The organism is Parasulfuritortus cantonensis (assembly GCF_004337445.1).
Lineage (GTDB): Bacteria > Pseudomonadota > Gammaproteobacteria > Burkholderiales > Thiobacillaceae > Parasulfuritortus > Parasulfuritortus cantonensis.
The window spans coordinates 1-21,730 of record NZ_SJZB01000032.1; the positions used below are offsets into that span (position 1 = coordinate 1).

The following is a 21,730-nucleotide window of genomic DNA, read 5'->3' on the forward strand; positions in this document are numbered from 1 at the left end:
GACCACCGGCGAGGCCGACAGCAGGGCCGCGTCGGCGATCATGAGGGCGCGGGTCTGGCCGCCCGAGAGCTGGGTGACCGAGACCTCGGGGGCGAACTTCTCGCCGGTGAGGTCGTTGGCGCAGGCGATGACCTGCTCGGCCATGGCCTCGGGGTCGGCCACCATGCGGCAGCGGGCGTGCATGTCGATGAACTCGCGCACCGTCAGGTCGACCACGAAGTTCATGTTCTGGGACAGCTGCGCCACCAGCTTGCGGTCCAGGGCGTAGCGCCGGTCCTCGGCCGGCAGCGCGCCGTCGACCAGGACCCGGCGCCCGGTCGGCGTGTCGGCCTGGGCCAGGCATTCGATGTCGGCCAGGAGCCGGCTCTTGCCCGAGCCGGTGGGGCCGACGATGCAGACGATCTCGCCGGCCCGCAGGGTCAGCTCGACGTTCTCCGGCCGACCGCTCTTGTCGCGCCCGCCCATCAGGGTCAGGCTGGCGACCCGCTCGCCGGCGTGCCGGGCCATGGCCGCCACCTCGTCGATCAGGCGGCCGATGTGGGCGAGCATCTGGTCGCGCTCCATGCCGGCGTCGAACACCGCCTCGTCGGGCAGGCGCGCCAGCCAGGTCCCGAGGGGCACCGGCGCCGGCGCGGCGGCCAGGCCCAGGGAGGCGATGAAGTCGGCGACGCAGGCGTGCTCGGCGAGCAGGGCGTCGAGGGGAATCCGGGCCAGCTGGGCGGCGGCGGTCCGGGTCGGGATGGCGGCGTTCATGGCGCCACCTCGGCGAGGTCGGCGAAGCGCATCTTCTTGACGTTGCCCTTCTGGTGGTTCTCGCCGATGGCGGTCTCGCCGACGCAGTAGGGGCACACCGCGGCCGGCATGGGGAAGCGCAGGCGCTGGCCCTCCAGGGCGTCGGTGGCCGGCGCGCGCAGGACCTCGCGGGCCAGGTCGGCGGCGCCCTGGCCGGTGATGCCGTTGCAGAACAGGGCACGGGCGCCGGGGTTGGCCAGGCGCACGTGGTAGGCGAACACCTCGCGCTCGACCTGGGAGACGATGTCGCCCTTGGTGATGGCCACCAGGTCGGCCAGGCGCAGCATGGGGCCGATCTTCTTGGGCGTGTGCACGCCGGCCAGGGCGTCCACCACGCAGATGGCGAGGACGCCGTCGATGTGCGGCGAGCAGCGGTTGCACAGGCCGGCGCTCTCGGACAGCAGGATGTCCAGGCCCTGGCGCGCGCCCCAGGCCAGGCAGTCCTCGATGTTGGAGACGAAGTAGTGGTCCGGGCAGAGCGCGCCGGCCAGGCCGGTGGCGACCGGGAAGCCCTTCTGGGCGAAGAGGGCGTCGTCCGAGGTGGACAGGGAGTCGAACTTGGCGACGCCGACCTTGAGGCCGTCGTCGCGCAGCACCTCCGCCAGGCGCAGGATGACCGAGGTCTTGCCCACCGAGGGCGACCCGGCGACGGTGATCAGCCGCATGCCCGCACCTCCCGGCCGCGCTGCCAGGCGGCGAAGAAGATGTCCGCGGCGCGCCGGCTCTCGCGGGCGACGTCGTGATGGCGGGCGTAGTCCCAGCCCGGCCACTTCAGGCGCGCCCCGTCCGGGAAGGCGCCGGCGACGTCCGGGTGGCTGGCGGGATAGCGGTTGTGGGCCAGCACCCGGCCCAGCTCCGGCCCGGCGACGTAGTCCACCAGGGGCGCGACCCGGGCCTCGGCGGCGGCCTTGACCAGGTAGCCGATGGGCATGGCGATGGCGCCGTCCTCGGGCCAGACCACGCGGGTGCGTTCCCGGCGCGGGCACAGCTCGGCCTGCAGCCAGGGCAGCACGGCCACGGCGCCGACGTCGCGGCTGTTGGAGCCGGCCTGGGTGGCGGTGCGCACGTTGTGCTGCAGGTGCTTGACGTTGGCGGCGAAGGCCTCCAGGCCGGCCAGGCCGTATTCCCGCACTAGGTTGAGTAGCAGGTAGCTGTTGTATTCCTGGTAGGGCACGCGTTCGTTCGGGCGCCAGCCGCCGAACACGACGTCGCCGGCCCAGCGCGGGTGCAGCAGGTCTTCCCAGACCCGGGGCGCCGGGCGCCCGGCCAGGCGCTTCTCGTCGACCAGGAAGACGAACGGGATGGCGGCGAAGGTGCGGAACACGTGCTCGGGGTCGGCCAGGCCGGCCGCCGCGCAGGCCGGGTGCATGGGGCTCCGGCGCGCCGCCGGGCCGGGCGCGTAATGGCCGAGCAGGCCGGGCGCCAGGATGTCGTGGTAGAAGGTGGTCACCAGCATGCCGGGCAGGCCCTCGGCGGGCGCCCGGGCGAGGCCGTCGAAGGGCGTGTACCACTCGGCGCCGGACAGGAAGCAGCAATCGAGTTCGGTACCGTCGGCGGCGCGCCGTTCGGCGACCGTGCGGTCGAGGCCGGCCTTGAAGGCGCGGCGCAGGGGGATGGGCATGCGGCCGAGGAAATCCAGCCGGCCCAGGTCGGGCGCGGCTCCGCTGCCTAGGCGGGTGGGGGGGCTGGCGATCATGGGCGGCTCCTTGCCGTGACGGCGTTCAAGGTCTCGGTGGCCGTCCCTGCAAGACCCGGGCCAGCTCATCGTCGGTGAGGGCGTAACCGTAGAATTCTGCGTAGAAGCGGCGCGTTTCCCGGTCCAGGTCGAGGTCGGCGAATCGTTCCGGATGGAACACTTTGGCGGCCCAAAGTACCTGCAGGGCCGCCTCCGCGGCGCGCGTGCACCAGGCGTTGATGCCCTTGGGATTGACCAGCACGCGGCCGTCCCGCACGGCCCTGATCCGGCGCCAGCGCGGGTCGGCCAGGATGGCCCGCTGCTGGGCCGCGTCGAGGCTGACGATGACGTCCGGGTTCCAGGCCAGCAGGTCCTCCAGGTGGACTAGGCCGTCGCCGTGGAGGCCGGCCCGGGCGGCCACGTTGACGCCGCCGGCCGCCTCGATCCAGGCGTTCACCATGGACTCGGCGCCCTCGGTGTAGAGCGGCATCACCGAGGCGTAGTAGACGCGCGGCTTGGCCGCCTCGGGCAGGCCGGCGAGGCCGGCCGCGACCCGGGCCAGGTTGCCGCGGTAATAGGCCGCGAAGGCCTCGGCACGGGCGGACTCGGCCGGACCGAGCGCGCGCCCGAGCCGGAGCGCGGCGGCGATCAGAGCCTCCGGCGTCGTGTAGGACAGGCCCAGCACGGGGATGCCGACCTGCGCCAGGCGCCGGCCCAGGGGCGTGTCGTCGCCCCACAGGACCACCAGGTCGGGCCGGGCCGCGAGCAGGGCCTCCAGGTTCGCCCCGGCCGGCCGGGTGAACGGCGTCGCCAGGCCGGCGCTGGCCGGCGCGACCCGGTTCAGCCAGGGGTTGGCGCGCACCTCCGGAGTGATGGCCACCAGCTTGTCGCGGCCGCCCAGGGCCAGCACCAGTGAGGCGAGCGAGATGCCCGGCGTGCCCACCCGCTGCGCGGCCCCGGCCACCCGGGCCGGGCCGGCCGGCGCGGCGGCGGGCGCCGGCCCGGCGGCCCGGGGCAACTCGCTCAGGCAGACCAGCCCGGCGAGCAGGATGGGCAGGGTATCCAGCAGGCGGCGGAAGCGGCGGTTCCGGCGCGCGGCGGCGCTGTCGGGCGGGATAGGCAACGTTTCGGTCATGGGCGCCAAGGGGGTCCGGGTGGGTCGGCGGGAACGCCCCGCCGTCCCCGGCACCCACGCAAGATGCGGACCAGCCGCCCGGCCGGGAACGGCGCAAAAACGGAGTAGATCGTCCGAAATTTGCGCAATAATGCGTGGCCTCGTAATGAGGAAATCACCATGGCGATCAAGCTCGTCCCCTCCGCCCCCTCGGCCTACCGCTTCCCCCTGCTCATCAAGCACCTGCTGACCACCCCGAGGACGATCGCGCCGGATCAGGAGATCACCTATCAGGGCCGGGTGCGCTACACCTACCGCGAGCTCGACCGGCGCATCGGCCGCCTCGCCAGCGGGTTGGCCGGGCTCGGCGTCGAGGCGGGCCAGACGGTCGCCGTGATGGACTGGGACAGCCATCGCTACCTGGAATGCTTCTTCGCCATCCCCATGATGGGCGCCGTCCTGCAGACCGTGAACGTGCGCCTGAGCCCGGAACAGATCCTCTACACCCTGAACCACGCGCGCGCCGACGTGCTCCTGTTCAACAAGGAATTCATCCCGATCGTCGAGCAGATCGCCAGCCGGCTCGCCACGGTGCGCACCTTCGTGCTGATGGCCGACGACGACCTGCGCCTGGACCTGCCCGTGCCCCTGGCGGCCGAGTACGAGGCCATGCTGGCCGCGGCGAGCCCCGACTACGACTTCCCCGATTTCGACGAGAACGCCCAGGCGACCACCTTCTACACCACCGGGACGACCGGCGAACCCAAGGGCGTCTACTTCAGCCACCGGCAGCTGGTGCTGCACACCCTGGGCTGCGCCGCCTCGCTCGGCCCGGCGCCCCGGCAGGGCCACATCCACCGCGAAGACGTCTACATGCCGTTGACGCCCATGTTCCACGTGCACGCCTGGGGCTTCCCCTACCTGGCCACCATGATGGGCCTGAAGCAGGTCTACCCGGGGCGCTACCAGCCCGACGTGATCTGCCGGCTGATCGGCGAGGAAGGCGTCACCTTCTCGCACTGCGTGCCGACCATATTCCACATGGTGCTGGGCCACGCCCTCGCCAAGACCACCGACTTCTCGCGCTGGAAGGTGCTGATCGGCGGCTCCGCCATGCCCGAGGCCATGGCCGTGACGGCGGCCAAGCGCGGCATCGACCTGTTCACCGGCTACGGCATGTCGGAGACCTGCCCGGTGCTATCCGTCGCCCACCTGTCCAGCGCGCACATGGGCCGGTCGAGCGAGGAACAGGCCATCATCCGGGCCAAGACCGGCCTGCCGCTGCCGCTGGTCGACCTGCGCATCGTCGACCACGCGATGCGCGACGTCGCCCACGACGGCAAGAGCACCGGCGAGGTGGTCGTGCGCGCGCCCTGGCTGACCCAGGGCTACGTCGGCGCCGCCGAAGCCTCCGAGGAACTCTGGGCGGGCGGCTACCTGCACACGGCGGACATCGGCAACATCGACCCGGCCGGCTACCTGAAGGTCACCGACCGCATGAAGGACGTCATCAAGACCGGCGGCGAATGGACCTCCTCGCTCCAGCTCGAGGACGTGCTGGCCAAGCACGAAGCGGTCAACGAAGTCGCGGTCATCGGCATCCCGGACGACAAGTGGGGCGAACGCCCGCTCGCCTTGGTGCTGCTGAACCCCGAGTTCGTCGGCAAGATCACCGAGCACGCCCTGCGCCACTTCGCGGCCCAGGAGATCGAGGCCCAGGGCATCTCCCGCTACGGCGTGCTGCTCCAGGTGCGCTTCGTCAAGACGCTGGTCAAGACCAGCATCGGCAAGATGAACAAGCGCCTGATGCGAGCCGACCCGGACGCGCTGACGTTGTGAGTGGGGGGCCGCGGGCGCGGGCCGAACCGGTTGGAGTTGGGAGGTCCCAAAAGGCCGAGGTGGTGTGAGGCGCCTGTGCGCTGGACTTCGGCCTCTTGGCCAATCCGGTCCGTTAGCAGGCGCCTGATGAGCGGCAGCTCTGGTGCGGATTGCAGTCGTTCACGACCTCGGGGGCGGGAACGTCAGCTTTCCTCTGAAGCGAACTCACCATTTCGCCTCACACCGGACTGCCACTGCGTGAAAGGCTGTAGGGCCGGTATCTGAGGGAAGCGGTCGCCTAATGCATCTGCCAGCAGAAAGCTGGTTGCCCAAAGCCGGCCTTGGGCCTGCGGCCCAAATCAGTTGGTAATAGGACGATGACCTGCCGCTTGGCCTCAATGAGTACAGAAATCCACGCGATGTCGATCGTCTACTCGGCCATTAAGAGCCCTAACGCAGGAACTGCATGCAGTCCGGCATTAGGTAAATATTTCCTAACCCAACGTTGCCGCTCCTCCCGGTCGAAAACTTCGGGATCATTCGCGAGTATCGCCAAGGCTTGGGGGAAATACTGTGGAGTGCAACCCCAATACAGCGCATTCCGCACATTAGTGGCCACAGCGTCCTTGTCACCCAGAAGATTAAGCGCACGCTTCGGATTCCAACGCCACAGATATTCACCAGCGAGACTGCCGAGCAGCGTTTCCTGCCCGAGGAAAACCTCTACTGCAGAGGCAGCGTGAAATCCGAAACGTTCGAAAAAACTCCGACTCTCTCGACCCCCCATAAAGGGCAGGCAGTCCTTCACGGACAACAGTAAGTCCGCTCTTACCTCCGGTGGCAGAGATTCCGGCCGATGCGCCAGATAGACGAGGTCGTCTTGGCTCAGCCCACGCAGTACTTCTGCAGGCTTCAGGTGTCCAACTAGCCAGAATCGAATACGGGAATGCTCGAACTTGTACAGGGGTGGTTCGTTATCCTCTTCCTTGTTTGGTCTTTCGGCCACTTCCCGCTCTGCCATAACGAAGCTCGGCCACACGTGCGAAGCGGCATCCTTACCAATCTGCTTGCAGCATTCGAGGAGCAACTTTTCAGCCCAATTCTGCCCGATCAATTTCCTCCACCAAGTACTTTGGGCCGGCAAGCCGCCTTTCATTGCCTTGACCAGGAACGGGGCGACCATCATCGCCGGCCATGATTCACCGGGACAGTCAATTTCTTTGGTCCACTCAACCAACACCTGCCAATACGCCATCAAGCCAGACGACAATTCCTCGGCCTTCCTATCAGGCATCAACTGCTCAAGCCAATAGGGCACGTCTGTCGCTCCCTTCACCCAACCCGGAAACAACCAACCAGGAACACCATCAACAGCCGTTTCCGGCAACAGACTCCATGACCAGCACGCACATAGCCAAGCCAGCTGGTCATCGAAGGTTTCCATTGGGTGGGTCCAAGGCTTGACCAACATCAAATCGTCAGACGTATCGAGGTGCCGGATCACCTGACTCGCTACGGAATGTAAGGTGCTCGGAATGTCTTCCTGCTTTGCAATTCGTCTTCCGACTGCAATAAACAGCGCCTCGGCGCCGGCCAAGGACTGAGCCGAATCGCCGGACTCGTCTCTTAGACGGTTAGCGGCCTTGATCAGTGAATCCATGGGGACTGCGTCCAGTGCAGCATCGATAAGAGTGCGCCGAGTCGGGTCGAAACAATTCAGCGCCCAAGTGCTTAATGGATCATTAGCGATTTGGGCCATCAGTTTGTCCCTGACCAGCAAACGAACAAAGGTACGGTTTTGGTAATCGAACGCCCCTCGCGTAACTTCCTTTAGCAGGCCGCTTTCTAGTAGGGCATGCGGATTGCCGAGCGCCATCAAGACAGCGACGTGATCCGCGATTTCTTTCCGTTCCCGAACAGTCTTTCCGGCAACGATCTCGTCGAGATTTGTTCGAGAAGCAATAGCTCTCGTTCCCCCCGATATTTCTAGCCATTCCCTAAGTGATAATGTCCCCGCCCAAGGCAGCTTACTTTGCCACCGCAACCCCGACAGCTCTTCCATCGCGTACAGCTTGGCTACCGGTTCTTTCTCGAATAGCATCTGAGCCAAATGGGCGCCAGCTTGTGTATCTGTAGCCTTCGGCAGACGCTTCTCCGAGTGGCGGTGCACAAGGTGGCACAGTTGCAGTAAGTCGGACGTAGTACAGAACCATAGTTCCGCCGGATCAAAGGATTTCAGCCATTCTCGGACAGCCTCCGCACTAAAGTGGGTATCAACATTGCGGCGGTCTAGGCGATGTTCAACCCAAGAAAGCAACTGCTCCCGCCAGTCAATGATCTTCTTGAGTTCCCATCGTTTAAGTGGATGTCGTAGTGACCAACGCCTCGCCGTAAGGTCGAATTTCCGCCCTTCTTTTCCCCAGGCGGTTCTCGCTTCCCAACTAATCCATTCCGCAGAACTTGTTTCTGAACCGCCCCGGGTTCTGTGGAGGCTGATTGGTTTAAGTTAAGAGGCTTCCACGGTGGTGTCGGCGAGCCGACGGTAGTAGTTTGCCTCAGCCTCGGCCGGCGGGATATAGCCGATCGATTCAAGTAACCGGTGGTTGTTGAACCAGGCTACCCATTCGAGGGTGGCGAGTTCAACCGCTTCCCGACTCTTCCAGGGTGCCCGACGGTGGATCAGTTCCGCCTTGTACAGGCCGTTGATGGTCTCGGCCAGGGCGTTGTCGTAGCTGTCGCCACGGCTACCCACTGAGGGTTCGATCCCGGCCTCGGCGAGCCGCTCGGTGTAGCGAATGGAGACGTACTGCGAGCCCCGGTCGGAGTGGTGCACCAAGGCATCGGCTCGTTCCGGTTGCCGGGCGTACAGCGCCTGCTCCAAGGCATCTAGGACGAAGTCCGTGCGCATCGAATGACTGACCCGCCAACCCACGATGCGTCGGGCGAACACATCGATGACGAAGGCCACATACAACCAGCCTTGCCAGGTCGAGACGTAGGTGAAGTCCGATACCCACAGCTGATTCGGACGGTCCGCCTTGAACTGCCGGTTGACCCGGTCAAGCGGGCACGGGGCCGCATGGTCGGGAATTGTGGTGCGCATGACCTTGCCGCGCCGCACGCCTGCCAGTCCCAGCCGCCTCATCAGGCGCTCGACCGTGCAGCGGGCGACCTGGATGCCTTCGCGGTTCAGTTGGCGCCAGACCTTGTCGGCCCCATAGACCTGCATGTTGGCGTGCCAGACGCGCTGGATTTCGGGGATCAATTCAGCATCGCGCTGGGCCCGAGCCGAAAGCAGGCGGGGGTCGCGTTGCTGCGCCGTATGGCGCCGATACCCGGACGGGGCAATCCGCAAGACCTTGCAGATCGGCTCGACCCCGTAGACCTCTCGGTGCCGGTCGATGAAGTCGATCAGGACTTGAGTCGGCGGTCGAGCTCCGCCTGGGCGAAAAACGCGCTCGCCAGCTTGAGAATCTCGTTGGCCTTGCGCAGCTCCTTGTTCTCGCGCTCCAGGGCCTTGAGGCGTTCGCGCTCATCGGTTGTGACGCCATCGCGCAGGCCGGTATCGATCTCGTGCTTCTTGACCCATTCGTGCAACGTCTGCGGAACGCAGCCGATCTTCGGGGCAATCGATTCGATGGCCGCCCACAGCGAGGGATACTCGCCACGGTGTTCCTGCACCAGGCGGACGGCCCGCTCACGGACTTCAGGGGAATACTGCGGAGTGGGTTTCTTGCTCTTCATGGCTTCATTCTCTCAAGAGATGAAGCCTCCTCAAAACCCGGGGCGGTTCATTTCCTCGCGTGGTTCAAACATGAAGGAAGCAATAATCAGGATGCCAGCATCCTCCGGGCGCTCCACCAATGCAGCCAAGTCATCGCCCCCTTCATCCTTCTCCAACGCGACGATGATCGGCTTCGAGTTCTTCAGCCGTATTGCTACGGCAGCCAGGGTCTCCGCAACTACAACTTCGTAACGTCCAGACGCCCTTAGTTTCTGCACGAGTAGCTGCCGGCTCAAATCGTCTGAAACCTTCAGCCAGTTGAAGCCGATCGGCGGGTGCCTAATCCAGGCGGGGTAAGGCCCCAGCCAATCGTCTAGGGTCTCCTTGCGAAATCCCTCACTGCCCACGTCCTGAAGTGGATCAAGTTCCTCAACTCCAATCTTCCAACCGTCATCGCGCTTCAAATCAAGCGGTGGCAGTTCAGGAAACTCCAGAAAGTGGAAGTCACTATTGCCAGCCTTCTCATGCAACCCAAGGTCTTCCAAGGTGATTTCTAGGAGTTCCGCCAGGCACTTCGCCTTGTCTGGGTTGTTGCGCCACCAAGTCGTGGTGCCTCTGTCCAGTTCACCGAGTTTGTTCCCAAGAGAGCGGTTCTTCATTCCCCACTTGGAGCTAGGGTAATGGTCAAGTAATGCCTTACCCAGTTCATTGAAAGATTCGTACTCTGAAAATTTCTTGGCATCACGGATTGGCCCCGGCATCGCATTTCTCCAACTTGACGTGATGTGAACTATAGCGATACCGACCCATGATATGCACGGATATTGCACCAATGCACAGCGGGTGCAGATAATGTGGCGGTGGTGAAACTTCCAATCTAGTGTTCTCTTCATCAGGCGCATGAGCGACTGACCTGGCGGGAGCCTCCTCTAGCTAACGCAAAGAATTCATCGAGAGGACATAAGGAGAAGTTCCATGAGCAACAGCAACCCCAACTGGTCCAGCAAGACCCCCAACCCTTCTGGCAAGGGGCGTGGTAACACCCCCCCGCTTTGAAGAAATAGGTGCTCGCCGGCATCCGCCTGAATGCAGCGGGTGCCAGCTACCAGTCAGATAACCTGGAGGAAAGCCGAAATGAGGCGCCGCTTAGTAATCATTGCCCTTCCATGGATGCGCAAACACGACGATCTTGCGCCACTCGGGCATGCGTCGTTGGTTGCCGCTCTCAGGCTTTGTACCAACGTGGACGTGCGTCAAGTTATCAACCCTGTCAACCACGATGGGTTCTCGCTTGACGGCTTGGTAGCCGGTGTCCTGGCGGAATTGGAGGGTATTCCACAGGAGCATGTTGATATTGGGATTGGGGCTTACGTTTGGAACGACGAATATGTGAAATATCTGCTGCGTAGCCTGCGCAGCCACGGCTTTCAAGGCCGAATTATCATGGGGGGACCGCAGGTTTCATATGCTGGCGCGGGGATTGATCACATTTATCCTGAAGCTGATGTGTTTGTCCGTGGCCATGCTGAACTGGCACTGTGTGCGCTTGTTCAAGCCCGTGGACGACCCCGAATCAAAGGCATCCATTACTCAGGCGAGGATGACTTGTGCGAGCAGGCCGAAACGGACATGGTGAGACTGCCATCGCCGTGGCTGAATGGCACGATTCAGCTCGGCAAACAGTCTTCCGTGCACTGGGAAACACAGCGAGGATGCAACTTCCATTGCTCGTTTTGCCAGCACCGCCAGCCGAATGCACACACAATTGTCTCAAGGATGTCCAACTCGCGTGTCGAAGATGAAATCGATTTGTTTTGCGACGTAGGGGTCAAGCGCATATCAGTACTAGACCCCATCTTCAATAGTGACCCTGTACGTGCGCCTCACATCTTGCAGCAATTCGCTCAGCGAGGTTTTCAAGGTGAGCTGTCGCTGCAGTGCCGGCTGGAGATGGTTGACGACCGGTTTCTGGAAGCGGCAAAGACACTCAACGTGAGCTTGGAATTTGGACTGCAATCGATACATAAGCGCGAATACCTCGCGGTCGGTCGTCCGAACAACATGCGAAAGGTCGAGCAGACATTGCAAAAGGTCAGGCGCGCGAACATCAGGCATGAGGTTTCGCTGATCTATGGGCTCCCTGAGCAGACGCTGGAATCGTTTGAATCCTCAGTGGACTGGTGTCTGAGACAACGCATCCCCGTAATCAAGGCCTTTCCATTACTGCTGCTCCGTGGCACTGAATTGGAAGCGAAGCGCGATGACTGGTCATTCATGACCATGGAGGGGAGGGTGCCAATTGTAGTGAGTGCAAGGAGTTTCAGCCGCATGGAATGGCAGGAAATGGAGCGCATAGCCAGCGCACTGGCCCAAACAGAAGGAAACCACCCCGACTGTTTGCGTGCCTTGATGAGCCTGTCCGGACGTGCGGACTATCCCTCGAACGTTTCGCAATTGCGCGCGCTGGGTAAAGCATGATGAATAGATTGGATGAAAGACCTGTATTCATCGTGTTCGAGGGGCTCGACGGAGCCGGAAAGAGTAGTGCCGCTAAGAGAACGGCCTGTCTACTTGGCGCGCATTACATGACGACGCCAACCCAAGCAGTCCGCATATACCGCGACGAAATTATTGGCAGTTTGAAGGGCAACCAGGAGGCCGCACAACTGTTCTATCTGGCGACAGTAATGGCCGCATCCGCCGACGTCCGGGCGCTTCTCGCCTCCGGGCAATCCGTTGTGCTTGATCGATATTTTCTCTCCACTCAGGTCTACGCAGAATTTCGTGGCTCGACACTCGACGTTGATGATGCGGTAGGAAAGCTCTTGTTACCCGCAGACCTGACGGTGTTCCTCGACGCACCTTGGGCTGTGAGACAAGACAGAGTGCTTGGACGGGGATGTTCAGCGGCTGACCGCGAAACGTTGAGTGCCTTTGCCCACTCTCAACTTCTCAGTGGTTATGAAAGGCGCGCCAATCATCAAGTTACTGGGAGGTTGGTCCGGATCGACTCATCGATTGCGACAATAGATGAGATCGCCTCGATGGTCGTCGCCCACGCTATGCAGCTTGAATAGGCGGTCCTTGATCCGGCTTTGAGTGGCAGTTCGCTGGAGCATTGCGGATCATGTCAGACTCAGCGATCGACGCCGCGCTTGGCCGAGCAGCACGCCTAGGCTTTGGGACAGGTTCCTGAGTACAGCTGCCGGTTGAATGACTCAATTGGCGGCTGCATGACCGGCAGCTCAAGGTTCAGAGTACGCCTTCGCATTCCTTCCTGATAGCTGCCGTAGCTGGTTCGCCAAACAATCGGACCCCCTTCAAGCTGGAGAGCACGGTTCGGTACTGCCTGACGAAAGTCCGGTAATCTGACGTTTCATAGAAGGCGATGATCCTGTTTTCAAGGTGCCGCCTTTATTATGCGGGAGCGTTTCCTGTGGCTTGCGTCGCCACCAGGACTAGAGGACACAAATTTATCGGAGCAGGACGGATGGCTTCTTTGCAGGATCAGTTCTTGAAGGCGGGCTTGGTGGACAAGAAGAAGGTCAAACAGGCCAACCACGAGAAGAGCAATCAAAAGAAGGCGGAACGACGGACCGGTACGGAAACCGTCGACGTGGCCCGCCAGGCCGCTATCGAAAATCAGCGCAAGCATGCTGAGCGCGCGCGGGAACTCAATGCGCAGCGCGACGAGGTTTCTACCCAGAAGGCGATCGCGGCACAGATCGCTCAGATGGTTCAGCAGAATCGCCAGAGCAAGGGGGCTGGCGACATCGCCTACAACTACACCCACGGCAACAAGATATACCGCATCTATGTTTCGGCCGAAGTGCAGGTGCAACTCGTCGCCGGACACTTGGTGATTGTCTGCCAGAACGGCGTCACCGAACTGGTTCCCAAGGTCATTGCGGACAAGATCGCCGAACGGGACGCTTCACTTGTCGTCCGGGTAAACAAGACCACCGATGAAGTGGAGGTAGATGACCCGTATGCCGACTTCAAGGTTCCGGATGACTTGATGTGGTAGCCCGCAGGGGCAGCTGATGGGGTATGCCGCCGGACGCGTACTCCGAACCTAACCCGGACGTTCAGCCCCAGCAGTCACTGGGGCCGGACCACGGCCAAAGCCGCCTCCGATTTTGATACCGTTTCGGCGTCAGCCGCCTCTGAGCCAACCTACAAGGTGGGAGTGGTGTGCGGCCACTTTCGACCCCTTGCAGTCCTTCGCTGACAGGGAAAGTGGACCCTCAACGTAGGACCACCCCGCGGCAATGAAACGTTGCGGAATCGCCGTCCGGTGGAGCGCCTTGTTAGTCCTTAGGCGCTACCGTCAACGGCACATCCAGATTCTGCATTAAGAGACGCAAGACCTCCTTTGTATTCGGGGGGCTACGGGCATCCACTGTGACCGCAAGTGGCGGAGCGGGCGAAGGGCCACATCCCGTTAGCGCACGCCATGCGACGCACAACAGGCCCCACTTCACCTTCATCTTGGAATCTCCCCGTAGAGCAATCCAATGTCAGGCCCTGCATCGTGTCGTGCGGACTGCTCCGACCACCCCTGTTTGCTTAGAAAATTCTCTCCCCGAGGGTCAACCACCACCGTCCCATGCCGGCCAACCCCATCGCAAACTCCGGCATGAGCCAAACAGTCTTTCTTGGACTAACTCAGTCCCCTTGGTCCAGCCGCAATGACTTGAGGTAGAAGTCATAGCAGCGGTCCTTCAGCTCGGGATTGGCACGTATCTTCATGGCATCGCGCGGGTGCTGGTTGAGAAAACCGCTGATGCCGTAGATGTCGTTGAAGCCCCACTCGATCTCTCGGCGCAGGGGCACGAACTCCTCCTGGATCACCTTGTAAACCGGACGCACATCGAACTTGGGGTTCTTGAGGAAGTTCAGCAGCAGTTCCAGGTTGCAGTTGCCGGCGCCGCGGCCGATGCCGTTGATCGTGGCATCGAGCAGGTTGACCCCGTCGATGATGGCTTGCTGGGTATTCGAGAAGGCCAGTTGCTGGTTGTTGTGGGCGTGGAAACCCAGTGGCTTGCTGGGCGCGTGCTGTTGGTACAGCTTCAGATAGTAGGTGACCTGCTCCGAGTAAAAGGCACCGAAGGTGTCCACCAGATACAGGTAGTCCAGCTCGGGAGTCTGTTCGATTTCCTGCAGGCCCTCGATCAGCTCGGACTCGATGGAAGCGGATGCGGCCATGATGTTCATGGTGGTCAGGTAACCCAGGTCCTTGCTGCGCTTGACCAGATCCAGCCCGGCATCGATCTGGTGTACGTAGCAGGCGGTTCTCACCATGTCCACGGGACTCTGGTCGCGGGGCCGCATGCCGCGCACGTCGACCCGGCCCACGTCGTACATCACCGCCACCATGGGCGGCTTGTCGCAGGGGTGGGAATCGAGCACTTCGCGCAGGTCGTCGTCGTCGCAGAAATTCCAGCGGCCGTATTTCTCGCGGGTGTACTCGTCGCTCTCGGCCAGCTTCTTGCCCAGTTCCACGATGTCCACGCCGGCATCGCAGGTGGCCCGCCACACCGCTTTCACGAAATCCATGGAAAACCGGTAGTTGTTGATCAGGCCTCCGTCCCGAATGGTGCAATCCAGGACTTTCAATTCTTTGCGGAACATCTGCTTCCACCTCCAGCCAGGTCAAAGCCGCTGCCAGGGTTCTGAAAGCAGCGGATGAAGTCATTGATTATCCACCAAAGAGGCCGCGGGAATCGGAATGGCTGGATCGGCCGAACGGCGGCAGTCCCGATTCGGCGTGGCGTGGCGTGGCGTGGTGCCAAGAAAGAGGAAGCGGCTTCTGCCGTCAGGTCCAGACACCGCGCGTTCAGCCATGCCTCGCAAGCACGCGACGCCCGCGGGACCGAATGCCGGGGATCATCCGTCCGACCACCCCGGCATGAACACTTCCCCTCCTTCCGCTGGCAGGAAACTTGCTCCTCCTCACCGGTATCCATCAGCCGAGGAGGCCACCATGTCCGAATCCCCCCTCCGCGTCGCCGTCGCCGGCAAGGGCGAAGGCCGCATCGACGTGCATTTCGGCCATGCCGACCGTTTCGACATCTACGAGGTGGACGGCGCCGGGGCGCGCTTCCTGGAACACCGCGAGGTGGAACATTACTGCCAGGGCGGCTACGGCGACGAGGACAAGCGGGAAGTGATCGTGCGCGTGCTGGCGGATTGCGTCGCCTGCTTCGTCGCCCGGGTCGGCGACGGGCCGCGCGCCAGGCTGGCCGAGGCCGGCATCGCCGCGGTGGACGACTACCCGTACGGGGCCGTGCTGGATTCGCCTAATGCTTGGTACGCGGGGCGCGCCGCCGCTTGAGTCAGTGCGGCAGGGCCCGCACGGACGGCTGGCCGGCCAGCCTCAGGCCGGCGTTTCCGGACGCCGGCATGACCCAGCCGCGCGTGCCCATGGCGCGCGCCAGCCAGGGCGGCGGGTGGCCGCGCAGGATGGCCTGCAACGGGCGCAGCCGGTCGCGCGCGGGGCCGCCTTCCGGTGCGCACACCGGATGAACGCCGGCGTGCATCAGTTGCGCGGTGGCCTGGTTGCCCAGGACCCGGCCGTAGACGAGATGGCAGTCGCCGACCAGGGCGACGTGGGCGGCGCCACGCGCCGACTTGGCGCCCGGCTCCGGGGCGTAGCGGTAATCGATGAGACGGAGTTCCCGAGCGGAAACCTGGTAAACGAGGTAGGCGCGACAATGGCCGAAATGGCCGTCGGCCAGCTCGCCACCGTCGCTGGCGACGGCCACCCGGATGGAACCGGGCATGGCGCCGTCGCGGCAAGGGTCGAGGGCCGGCGCCGGGGCGTCGGCGATGACCACCGGGATGCGTCCTTGCAGGTGGCCCAGGGCCTCGCGCAGGGCGGCGCGCGGCGCCTCGGCCAGCACGCCGCCGGCCGCCGTGCGCAGGCGGCCGACGGTGAGCTGGGCGAACTTGGCGGCGCTGAACGGCACGCCCAGGGCGTCGACCAGGGCCGCCATCAGGCCGGGCAGGCCCGGACCCGGCAGGGCCCGGGCCGCGAGGCCGATGCGCAGGGCGAGCTCGCGCGCCAGGCCGGCCATGGCCGGCCTCAGGCCGCCAAAGGCAGGATGCTGCCTTCCATCGGGCACACCGCGAGGCACTGCGGGTCGTCGTAGTCGCCCACGCACTCGGTACAGCTCTCGGCTTCGATCCGGTAGCTGCCCTTCACCACCTTGACGGAGCCGGTCGGGCAGACCGGCTCGCAGTCGCCGCAGGCGGTGCACTGGTCGAGGTCGATGGTCATCGCCATGGCGGTTCCCCTCAGGCGGCGCAGGCCGTGGTTTCCTCGGCGGCGGTCTTGCCGATGATGGAGGTGTCTTCCGCCTCCATGATGCCGAAGTCCATGAGCAGCTGTTCCAGCTCGTCCATGGTGAGCGGGTTGGGGATGACGAACTTGGTGTTGCTGATCACCTTCTGCGCCAGGGCACGGTACTCGTCGGCCTGCTTGGCCTTCGGGTCGTACTCGATCACGGTCATGCGGCGGATCTCGGCGTGCTGCACCACGTTGTCGCGCGGCACGAAGTGGATCATCTGGGTGCCCAGCTTGGCGGCCAGGGCCATGATCAGCTCGTCTTCGCGGTCGGTCTTGCGGCTGTTGCAGATCAGGCCGGCCAGACGTACCTGGCCGGTCTTGGCGTACTTGAGAATGCCCTTGGAGATGTTGTTGGCGGCGTACATGGCCATCATCTCGCCGGAGCAGACGATGTAGATTTCCTGGGCCTTGTTCTCGCGGATGGGCATGGCGAAACCGCCGCACACCACGTCGCCGAGCACGTCGTAGAACACGAAGTCGAGGTCTTCCTCGTAGGCGCCTTCCTCTTCCAGGAAGTTGATGGCGGTGATGACGCCGCGGCCGGCACAGCCGACGCCCGGCTCCGGACCGCCGGACTCGACGCACTTGACGCCGCCGTAGCCGGTGGCGAGGACGTCTTCGAGTTCCAGGTCTTCCACGGAACCGGCCTGGGCGGCCAGGTGCATGACGGTGGTCTGGGCCTTGGAGTGCAGGATCAGGCGGGTGGAATCGGCCTTCGGGTCGCAGCCGACGATGAGGACCTTCTTGCCGGCCTCGGCGAGGGCGGCGACCAGGTTCTGGGTGGTGGTGGACTTGCCGATGCCACCCTTGCCGTAGATGGCGCATTGACGCAGGGCCATGGTGATCTCCTGTGAGTGAATGAATGAACAAGCCAGCGCCCTTTCGCAAGGGCTGTGCCAACTGCCCGGAAATGGCCCGCAGGCCGCTTCAACACTGGATATCGCCGGCTTCCGGCCGGATCGACCGGAAGCCGCGCCGGGCGCCTTACGTACCTGGGCGAACGATGCCGCCGCGAAGGTTCGCGAATGTGCGGCCCGGATTCGCACCCCGCCCGAGCCGCCGTTCAGAGGAACATGCCCCCCGACACCTCGATGCGCTGGCCGGTCACCCAGCGGTTGCCGTCGCCGAGCAGCTGGGCGACCACCGGGCCGATGTCGTCGGCCACGCCAACCCGGCCGAGCGCCGTCACCGAGGCGACAAAGCCGTTGATCCGGGCGTCGTCGCGCACCGCGCCGCCGTCGAAGTCGGTCTCGATGGCGCCCGGGGCGATGGCGTTGACGGTGATGCCGCGCGGTCCCAGTTCCTTGGCCAGGTAGCGCGTCAGCACCTCGACCGCCCCCTTCATCGCGGCGTAGGCGGCGTAGCCCGGCAGGGCGAAACGGGTCAGCCCGCTGGACACGTTGACGATGCGGCCGCCGTCCGCCAGCAGGGGCAGCAGGGCCTGGGTGAGGAAGTACACCCCCTTGAAGTGGATGGCCGAGAGGCGGTCGAACTGGGCCTCGGTGGTCTCCGCGAAACCGGCGTGGACGCCGATGCCGGCGTTGTTGACCAGGAAGTCGAAGCGGTCGCGTTGCCAGTGCTCCAGGAGGGCCGCCCGCACCCGCTCGGCGAAGGCGGCGAAGCCGGCGCTGTCGGCGACGTCGAGCGGCAGGGCCAGGGCGCGGGCGCCCAGGCGTTCCGCCTCGGCCACGACGGCGGCGGCCTCGGCGGCTTGCGTGCGGTAGGTGAGGATGACGTCGACGCCGGCCCGCGCCAGGTTCAGTACGGTGTTGCGGCCCAGGCCCCGGCTGCCGCCGGTGACGATGGCGATGCGCTTGTCCATGTTCATCTCCTTGCTGTCTCGGATGGTCGGTATCGGCCCGCGTCGGGGCCATGGCGCCACTGTATTGGCCGCCCATGCGCGGATAAATCGGCTAGTCTTGATAGGACTGTTTGAAAAATCCGAACAATGCCGGGATGACATGAATCAGCTCGAGGCCATGCGCATCTACCTCCGGGTGGCCGAGACCGGCAGCTTCACCCGCGCCGCCGAGGACCTTGGCCTGCCCAAGTCCTCGGTGTCCCAGGCCGTCCGGCACCTGGAGGGGCTGCTGGGCAGCCGCCTGCTGCACCGCACCACGCGCCGGGTGCGCCCGACCCAGGACGGCCAGGTCTACTACGAGCGCTGCAAGGACCTGCTGGCCGACCTGGAGGAGTTGCAGGGCCTGTTCCGCTCGGCGCCGGCCGACCTGCGCGGGCGCCTGCGCGTCGACATGCCGGTCGGCACCGCCTACGGCATCGTGATCCCGCGGCTGCCGGAATTCCTGGCCCGGCATCCGGGCATCGAGATCGAGCTGAGCGCCACGGACCGGCGCGTCGACGTCGTCAGCGAGGGCTTCGACTGCGTCCTGCGCGCCGGGCCGGTGGACGACTCCAGCCTGGTGGCCCGGCCGCTCGGCGGCTACCGCCAGATCAACTGCGCGAGCGCCGGCTACCTGGCCGAGCGGGGCACGCCGCGGGGCCTGGCCGACCTCGCCGGGCACCGGCTGGTGCACTACGCCGACGCCCTGGGCGACCGCGACGGCGGCTTCGAATACCTCGATGCGGCGAGCGGCGAGACCCGCCGCGTCGCCATGGCCGGACGCATCGCGGTCAACAACTCGGATGCCTACCGCGCCGCCTGCCTGGCCGGCCTGGGCATCATCCAGGCGCCCGACTTCGGCCTGCGGCCCTACCTCGACCAGGGCAGCCTGGTCGAGATCCTGCCCGACTACCGGCCGGCCCCTCTCCCGGTGACCCTGCTGTACGGCAACCGCCGCCACGTCGCCGCCCGGACCCGCGTCTTCATGGCCTGGCTGGAGGAGATCATGCGGCCCCACCTGGCCGGGCGGCCGGCCCCGGACTGAGCCGGCGGCAGCCGCCGCGACCGGGCCCGCCTAGTGGCGGCAACGGCCCCGTCAGCCTTGCATGCCGTTGTTCTTCAGCACCATGCGGACGAGTTCGGCGATCGAGTCGATGCCCAGCTTTTCCCGGATGTGGCAGCGATGCACTTCCACGGTCTTCTTGCTGATGCCCAGCTCCTCGCCGATCTGCCGGCTCGACATGCCTTCCATCATCAAGTCGAGGACCTCGTGTTCGCGCGGCGAGAGTTTCGACAGGTGCTGGTTGAAGTACTGCAGGTGGCGTTGCTGGCGATACAGTTCGGCGGCATGGTTGACGGCCTCCTGGACACGCTCCAGGAGGGCCTGGTCGGAGAACGGCTTCTCGATGAAGTCGAAGGCGCCGGCGCGCATGGCGCGCACCGACATCGGGATGGTGCCGTGGCCGGTCAGGAACAGGATGGGCAGCGGCAGGTTTTCCGCGCGCAGGCGCTCCTGCAGCTCGAAGCCGCCCATCAGCGGCATGCGGATGTCGAGCAGCAGGCAACCCGGTTGCTCGGGGTCGTAGCCGTCGAGGAATTCGCGCGCGTTGCGGAACACCTTGACCGGATGGCCGACCGAATCGAGCAGCCAGCGCAGGGATTCGCGCACGCCGTCGTCGTCGTCGACGACGTATACGCAGGGTGTCGCGGGCGGGTGGACGAGCTTGTTGGTCATGCCGGCTTGTCCGGTACGAGCGGCAGGCTGAAGCTGAACTTGGCGCCCCCGCCGCTGCCCTTGGTCGCCCACAGATGGCCGCCGTGGGAATCGATGATCGAGCGGCACAGGGAAAGGCCGATGCCCAGGCCTTCCTTCTTGGTGGTGTAGAACGCGTCGTAGATGCGGTCCGGGTTGGTCCAGGGCAGGCCGTGGCCGCGGTCCTCGATCGACATGACGACGCTGTGCGCGGCGGTGATGTGGGTGTTCAGGATGAGCTGGCGCTGGCCGATCGGCGTGTCGACCATCGCCTCGATGCCGTTCCGGGCGATGTTCGAGATCACCTGCTCGATCAGCACCCAGTCGCAGTTGACCATGGCGGCCTCGCGGAGCAGGCGATATCGCACCGACACGCGCTGGGCGCGGGCCTCGATGTCGATGAACGGGGCGATCTCCTCGACGATCTTCCGGATGTCGACCAGCTCCCGGTGGAAGTTGCTCTTGCGCGTGAAATTGCGCACGGTGCGGATGATCCGCCCGGCGCGTTCGGCCTGGGCGCGTGTGTTCTCCAGCACTTCGAGCAGGGTGTCGTTGTCCAGCCGGCCCGCCTTGGCGCGGCGGATCGCGCCGCCGAGGAAGTTCATGATCGCGAAGAACGGCTGGTTGAGCTCGTGCGCCAGGGCCGAGGCCATCTCCCCGGTGGTCGATTGCCGGGCCATGTGGCTGAGCTCCAGTTCGCGCTGGCGGATGCGCTCCTCCGCCTCGATGCGGAGGGTGATGTCGCGGAAGGTCACCAGCAGGCCGTCGACGTGCTCGTCCTCGAGCAGGTTGACGCAGGTGCCTTCGATGATCCGCCAGCTGCCGTCGCGGTGCTGGATGTTGTAGCGGAAACAGCCCTCGTTGCCCGAGCAGCGGCCGAGCTGGGCGAGCTGTTCCTGCAACTGCGGGATGTCGTCCTGGTGGACGCGTTCGAAGATGCCGCGGCCGCGCACTTCGCGCTCGCGGAAGCCGAGGACCTTGCGGATCGACGGCCCGACCCAGCGCACGGTGCCCTCGCGGTCGAGGATGGCGATGCCGTCGCCGATATTGGCGATCAGGCGGCGATAGTAGGCCTCGCGCGCGACCAGTTGCTCCTCGGCGCGCTTGCGGTCGCGGATGTCGCGGACCAGGGCGATCACGCGCGGATAACCGTTCGAGATGATCCGCTTCAGGTTGACCTCGGTCGGCAGTTCGCTGCCGTCCGGCCGGCGCAGCCACCATTCGAATAGCTGCGGCCCTTCGTCGACGGCGCGGTGGATGTGCATCAGCGCGCCCAGGCTGTCGCAGCCCTTGTCGCGGGCGCTCAGGTCTCCGACCCGCATCTTGCGCAGGATCGGCACGGGGAAACCGGTGATGCGGCCGGCCATCCGGTTGGCATCGAGGATTTCGCCACTCTCCTCGTCGTGGATGAAGATCGCGTCGTTCGCGTGGTCGAAGACGTCTTGATAGTTGGTTGTGCTGCGCATCCGCATAGTTTCCCGCGACCGGAGCCCGATGCCGATAAGAACTAGTACCTATCGGCTTAGATAAGTCGCCCGATTTACCGGTTCTCCTGCCCTGCTTAGCCTTGGAACCACATTCCGGGCCCTCTCGAAAACGCCGTTCCGGCCAGTTTCCGGCGGCATGTCGAGGCGGGCTTCGGGGGTGCGACCAGGCAGTGCAA

20 protein-coding genes and 1 other annotated feature are annotated in these 21,730 nt (G+C 64.6%); of the genes, 6 read left to right on the top strand and 14 right to left on the bottom strand.

Annotation, left to right across the window (positions count from 1 at the left end; genetic code table 11):
- The 4 genes from EZJ19_RS08320 to EZJ19_RS08335 all read right to left on the bottom strand — a co-directional run.
- A partial coding sequence (locus EZJ19_RS08320) for an ATP-binding cassette domain-containing protein (protein WP_131446533.1) occupies positions 1 to 753 on the bottom strand: 753 nt, incomplete at its 3' end.
- Positions 750 to 1,457, bottom strand: coding sequence for a GTP-binding protein (locus tag EZJ19_RS08325; protein ID WP_131446535.1), 708 nt, complete (start codon positions 1,455 to 1,457; stop codon positions 750 to 752). The genes EZJ19_RS08325 and EZJ19_RS08320, both read right to left, overlap by 4 nt.
- On the bottom strand, positions 1,448 to 2,488 hold the full coding sequence (locus EZJ19_RS08330; RefSeq protein WP_131446537.1) for an ABC transporter substrate-binding protein: 1,041 nt from the start codon (positions 2,486 to 2,488) through the stop codon (positions 1,448 to 1,450). Before EZJ19_RS08330 ends, EZJ19_RS08325 begins: the two co-directional genes overlap by 10 nt.
- A gap of 25 nt (positions 2,489 to 2,513) precedes the next feature.
- The gene (locus tag EZJ19_RS08335) at positions 2,514 to 3,602 is read right to left on the bottom strand and encodes an ABC transporter substrate-binding protein (protein WP_131446539.1); all 1,089 of its coding nucleotides are present in this window, start codon (positions 3,600 to 3,602) and stop codon (positions 2,514 to 2,516) included.
- Between the two features lie 159 nt (positions 3,603 to 3,761).
- On the opposite strand from EZJ19_RS08335, the gene EZJ19_RS08340 reads away from it, so the two are divergent.
- Positions 3,762 to 5,420, top strand: coding sequence for a fatty acid--CoA ligase (locus tag EZJ19_RS08340; RefSeq protein WP_131446541.1), 1,659 nt, complete (start codon positions 3,762 to 3,764; stop codon positions 5,418 to 5,420).
- 409 nt (positions 5,421 to 5,829) lie between these two features.
- Here the strand turns inward: EZJ19_RS08340 and EZJ19_RS08345 are convergent, their stop codons facing one another.
- The 3 genes from EZJ19_RS08345 to EZJ19_RS08355 form a co-directional block, all read right to left on the bottom strand.
- Positions 5,830 to 7,500 (bottom strand): hypothetical protein, encoded by a 1,671-nt coding sequence (locus tag EZJ19_RS08345; protein ID WP_131446543.1) that lies wholly within the window; start codon positions 7,498 to 7,500, stop codon positions 5,830 to 5,832.
- Positions 7,501 to 7,905: 405 nt separating this feature from the next.
- Positions 7,906 to 9,143, bottom strand: a protein-coding gene (locus EZJ19_RS08350; protein ID WP_131444734.1) for an IS3 family transposase whose coding sequence is annotated in 2 segments (ribosomal slippage) — positions 7,906 to 8,846 and positions 8,846 to 9,143 — 1,239 coding nt in all. Because the reading frame shifts where the segments join, the coding sequence is not laid out codon by codon here.
- Positions 8,740 to 8,856 (bottom strand) — a sequence feature (AL1L pseudoknot). It overlaps the preceding gene by 117 nt.
- Positions 9,144 to 9,173: 30 nt before the next feature.
- The gene (locus EZJ19_RS08355; protein ID WP_131446545.1) at positions 9,174 to 10,025 is read right to left on the bottom strand and encodes a hypothetical protein; all 852 of its coding nucleotides are present in this window, start codon (positions 10,023 to 10,025) and stop codon (positions 9,174 to 9,176) included.
- Between the two features lie 232 nt (positions 10,026 to 10,257).
- On the opposite strand from EZJ19_RS08355, the gene EZJ19_RS08360 reads away from it, so the two are divergent.
- The 3 genes from EZJ19_RS08360 (at position 10,258) to EZJ19_RS08370 (ending at position 13,150) form a co-directional block, all read left to right on the top strand.
- Positions 10,258 to 11,601, top strand: coding sequence for a B12-binding domain-containing radical SAM protein (locus EZJ19_RS08360; protein WP_165873520.1), 1,344 nt, complete (start codon positions 10,258 to 10,260; stop codon positions 11,599 to 11,601).
- Positions 11,598 to 12,200 carry a dTMP kinase gene (locus EZJ19_RS08365; RefSeq protein ID WP_131446549.1) on the top strand — a complete coding sequence of 201 codons (603 nt, stop codon included), beginning with the start codon at positions 11,598 to 11,600 and terminating at the stop codon, positions 12,198 to 12,200. The genes EZJ19_RS08360 and EZJ19_RS08365 overlap by 4 nt, the downstream gene beginning before the upstream one ends.
- 413 nt (positions 12,201 to 12,613) lie before the next feature.
- Positions 12,614 to 13,150: a DUF2058 domain-containing protein gene (locus tag EZJ19_RS08370; protein WP_131446551.1), complete on the top strand. Its 537-nt coding sequence runs from the start codon at positions 12,614 to 12,616 to the stop codon at positions 13,148 to 13,150.
- Positions 13,151 to 13,791: 641 nt separating this feature from the next.
- Here EZJ19_RS08370 and EZJ19_RS08375 read toward each other — a convergent pair.
- On the bottom strand, positions 13,792 to 14,757 hold the full coding sequence (locus EZJ19_RS08375) for an aldolase catalytic domain-containing protein (protein WP_131446553.1): 966 nt from the start codon (positions 14,755 to 14,757) through the stop codon (positions 13,792 to 13,794).
- Positions 14,758 to 15,109: 352 nt separating this feature from the next.
- Here EZJ19_RS08375 and EZJ19_RS15855 point away from each other — a divergent pair, with 352 nt between their 5' ends.
- Positions 15,110 to 15,460, top strand: a complete 351-nt coding sequence (locus EZJ19_RS15855; protein ID WP_165873521.1) for a NifB/NifX family molybdenum-iron cluster-binding protein — start codon at positions 15,110 to 15,112, stop codon at positions 15,458 to 15,460.
- 1 nt (position 15,461) lies between these two features.
- On the opposite strand, the gene EZJ19_RS08385 is transcribed toward EZJ19_RS15855, so the two are convergent.
- The 4 genes from EZJ19_RS08385 to EZJ19_RS08400 form a co-directional block, all read right to left on the bottom strand.
- Positions 15,462 to 16,202, bottom strand: a complete 741-nt coding sequence (locus EZJ19_RS08385) for a dinitrogenase iron-molybdenum cofactor N-terminal domain-containing protein (RefSeq protein WP_131446557.1) — start codon at positions 16,200 to 16,202, stop codon at positions 15,462 to 15,464.
- 8 nt (positions 16,203 to 16,210) lie between these two features.
- Positions 16,211 to 16,411, bottom strand: a complete 201-nt coding sequence (locus EZJ19_RS08390; RefSeq protein WP_131446559.1) for a 4Fe-4S dicluster domain-containing protein — start codon at positions 16,409 to 16,411, stop codon at positions 16,211 to 16,213.
- An 11-nt stretch (positions 16,412 to 16,422) separates the two neighbouring features.
- On the bottom strand, positions 16,423 to 17,313 hold the full coding sequence (nifH, locus tag EZJ19_RS08395; protein WP_131446561.1) for a nitrogenase iron protein: 891 nt from the start codon (positions 17,311 to 17,313) through the stop codon (positions 16,423 to 16,425).
- A 224-nt stretch (positions 17,314 to 17,537) separates the two neighbouring features.
- Positions 17,538 to 18,296 (bottom strand): SDR family NAD(P)-dependent oxidoreductase, encoded by a 759-nt coding sequence (locus EZJ19_RS08400; RefSeq protein ID WP_206199370.1) that lies wholly within the window; start codon positions 18,294 to 18,296, stop codon positions 17,538 to 17,540.
- Positions 18,297 to 18,435: 139 nt separating this feature from the next.
- Here EZJ19_RS08400 and EZJ19_RS08405 point away from each other — a divergent pair, with 139 nt between their 5' ends.
- The gene (locus EZJ19_RS08405; RefSeq protein ID WP_131446565.1) at positions 18,436 to 19,359 is read left to right on the top strand and encodes a LysR family transcriptional regulator; all 924 of its coding nucleotides are present in this window, start codon (positions 18,436 to 18,438) and stop codon (positions 19,357 to 19,359) included.
- A 51-nt stretch (positions 19,360 to 19,410) separates the two neighbouring features.
- Here the strand turns inward: EZJ19_RS08405 and EZJ19_RS08410 are convergent, their stop codons facing one another.
- Both EZJ19_RS08410 and EZJ19_RS08415 read right to left on the bottom strand, forming a co-directional pair.
- Positions 19,411 to 20,049, bottom strand: a complete 639-nt coding sequence (locus EZJ19_RS08410) for a response regulator transcription factor (RefSeq protein WP_131446567.1) — start codon at positions 20,047 to 20,049, stop codon at positions 19,411 to 19,413.
- A complete protein-coding gene (locus tag EZJ19_RS08415; protein WP_165873522.1) occupies positions 20,046 to 21,533 on the bottom strand; it encodes a PAS domain S-box protein in 1,488 nt (495 codons plus the stop codon). The genes EZJ19_RS08410 and EZJ19_RS08415 overlap by 4 nt, the downstream gene beginning before the upstream one ends.
- Between the last annotated feature and the right edge of the window lie 197 nt (positions 21,534 to 21,730).